Source organism: Verrucosispora sp. SN26_14.1 (assembly GCF_004307965.1).
GTDB lineage: Bacteria > Actinomycetota > Actinomycetes > Mycobacteriales > Micromonosporaceae > Micromonospora.
Genome location: NZ_SISL01000715.1, coordinates 1 through 1957, shown reverse-complemented (window position 1 = coordinate 1957; position 1957 = coordinate 1). Strand labels below are relative to the sequence as shown.

The 1957-nt window shown below is 72.0% G+C and carries 2 protein-coding genes and 1 pseudogene; 2 read left to right on the top strand and 1 reads right to left on the bottom strand.

Annotated elements, in window-relative coordinates; all coding sequences use genetic code 11:
* Positions 1 to 570, top strand: a 570-nt coding sequence (locus EYA84_RS31230) for an SAM-dependent methyltransferase (protein WP_201272542.1), incomplete at its 5' end; no start/stop codon positions are given.
* Positions 571 to 583: 13 nt separating this feature from the next.
* On the top strand, positions 584 to 1765 hold the full coding sequence (locus EYA84_RS31225) for an NADH-quinone oxidoreductase subunit D (protein ID WP_201272541.1): 1182 nt from the start codon (positions 584 to 586) through the stop codon (positions 1763 to 1765).
* Between the two features lie 12 nt (positions 1766 to 1777).
* Here EYA84_RS31225 and EYA84_RS32815 read toward each other — a convergent pair.
* Positions 1778 to 1957: pseudogene (locus tag EYA84_RS32815) on the bottom strand (hypothetical protein); the annotation flags it as partial.

Here is a 1957-nt window from a genome sequence, read left to right as displayed (position 1 = left end):
GCGCAGGGATCAAGCCTGACCGCCCGGAGCCGGTCGGGCTGCCCGGAAACCCCCACGGACCGCACCCCCACGGACGGCACCCCCACCAACCGCGGCCAGGCCGTCGAGCGCGCCGAGATCGGGCGGAGCCGGGACGAGGCGTGGGCCGCTGCGGTAGGCCACGTCGAGCGTGGGCTGGCCGTCGCGGTGGACTACGGGCACCTGCGTACGAGCCGGCCCTTCGAGGGGTCGTTGACCGGGTACCGAGGTGGGCGACAGGTGCCACCGGTGCCGGACGGGTCGTGTGACGTGACGGCGCACGTCGCCATGGACTCGGTCGCCTCTGCCGGTGAGCGGGTCGCGCGGTGTGCGTACTCCCTGGGGACTCAGCGGGAGGGGCTGCGGGCGCTCGGGGCCGACGGCGGGCGACCACCGTTGAGCCTGGCCTACCAGGATCCGGCCGGGTACGTGCGGGCGCTGGCCGAGGCGACGGCGGCGGCCGAACTGACCGATCCGGCCGGGCTCGGCGGGCATCTGTGGCTCTGGCAGCCGGTCGGGCTGGCCGTGGACCGGCTGCCACTGTGGTCCTGACGTTCATGGCACGATGGCGGGCATGACCACGGGCGACCTGCACGAGCTGACCGTCGGCACCGGTGCCGGGCTGGTGGCGGGCACCGGTGGGGAGCAGCTCGGCACGGACATGGTGCTCAACATCGGGCCGCAGCACCCCTCCACCCACGGTGTGCTGCGGCTCAAGCTCGTCCTCGACGGCGAACGGGTGATCGCCGCCGAGCCCATCGTGGGCTACATGCACCGGGGCGCGGAGAAGCTGTTCGAGGTACGCGACTACCGGCAGATCATAGTGCTGGCCAACCGGCACGACTGGCTCTCCGCCTTCGCCAACGAGTTGGGCGTGGTGCTCGCGGTCGAACGGCTGATGGGTATGGAGGTGCCGGAGCGGGCCACCTGGCTGCGGATGGCGCTGGCCGAGCTGAACCGGGTGCTCAACCACCTGATGTTCCTCGGCTCGTACCCGCTGGAGATCGGCGCGATCACGCCGATGTTCTATGCCTTCCGGGAACGGGAGACGCTCCAGACGGTGATGGAGGAGGTCTCCGGCGGGCGGATCCACTACATGTTCAACCGGGTGGGCGGCCTGAAGGAGGAGGTGCCGTCCGGTTGGACCGGGCGGGCCCGCGCCGCCGTCGGCGAGGTACGCCGTCGAATGCCCGACCTGGACAATCTGATCCGGCGCAACGACATCTTCCTGGCCCGGACCGTCGGGGTGGGGGTGCTCTCCGCCGCCGACGCCGCCGCGTTCGGCGCCTCCGGGCCGGTCGCCCGGGCCTCCGGGCTGGACCTGGACCTACGCCGCGACGAGCCGTACCTCGCCTACGACCAGCTCGACGTGCCGGTGGTCACCCGCACCACCGGCGACTGCCACGCCCGCTTCGAGGTCCTCCTCGACCAGGTGTACGCCTCGTTGGACCTGGCCGAACAGTGCCTCGACCGGGTGGACCGGCTCACCGGGCCGATCAACACCCGGCTGCCGAAGGTGCTCAAGGCGCCCGAGGGTCACACCTATGCCTGGACGGAGAACCCGCTCGGCATCAACGGTTACTACCTGGTGTCGCGGGGTGAGAAGACGCCGTGGCGGCTCAAGTTGCGCACCGCGTCGTACGCGAACGTGCAGGCACTCGCCACGCTGCTGCCGGGCTGCCTGGTGCCGGACCTGATCGCCATTCTCGGCTCGATGTTCTTCGTGGTCGGCGACATCGACAAGTAGGCCGGCGACCGGTCAGCGCCAGCGACCCCGGTCGGGTTCGTAGCCCTGCCGGTCGTAGCCGGGCTCCTCGGCCTGGTGCCGCCGCCCGTACGGCTCCGGTTCCGGGCGCCCCCGGACCGGTTCGGGCTGTGGAGCACGCTGACGGGGCGGCCGCCACTCCTGCGGCACCGGGACCCCGCCGGGCGGCAGCGC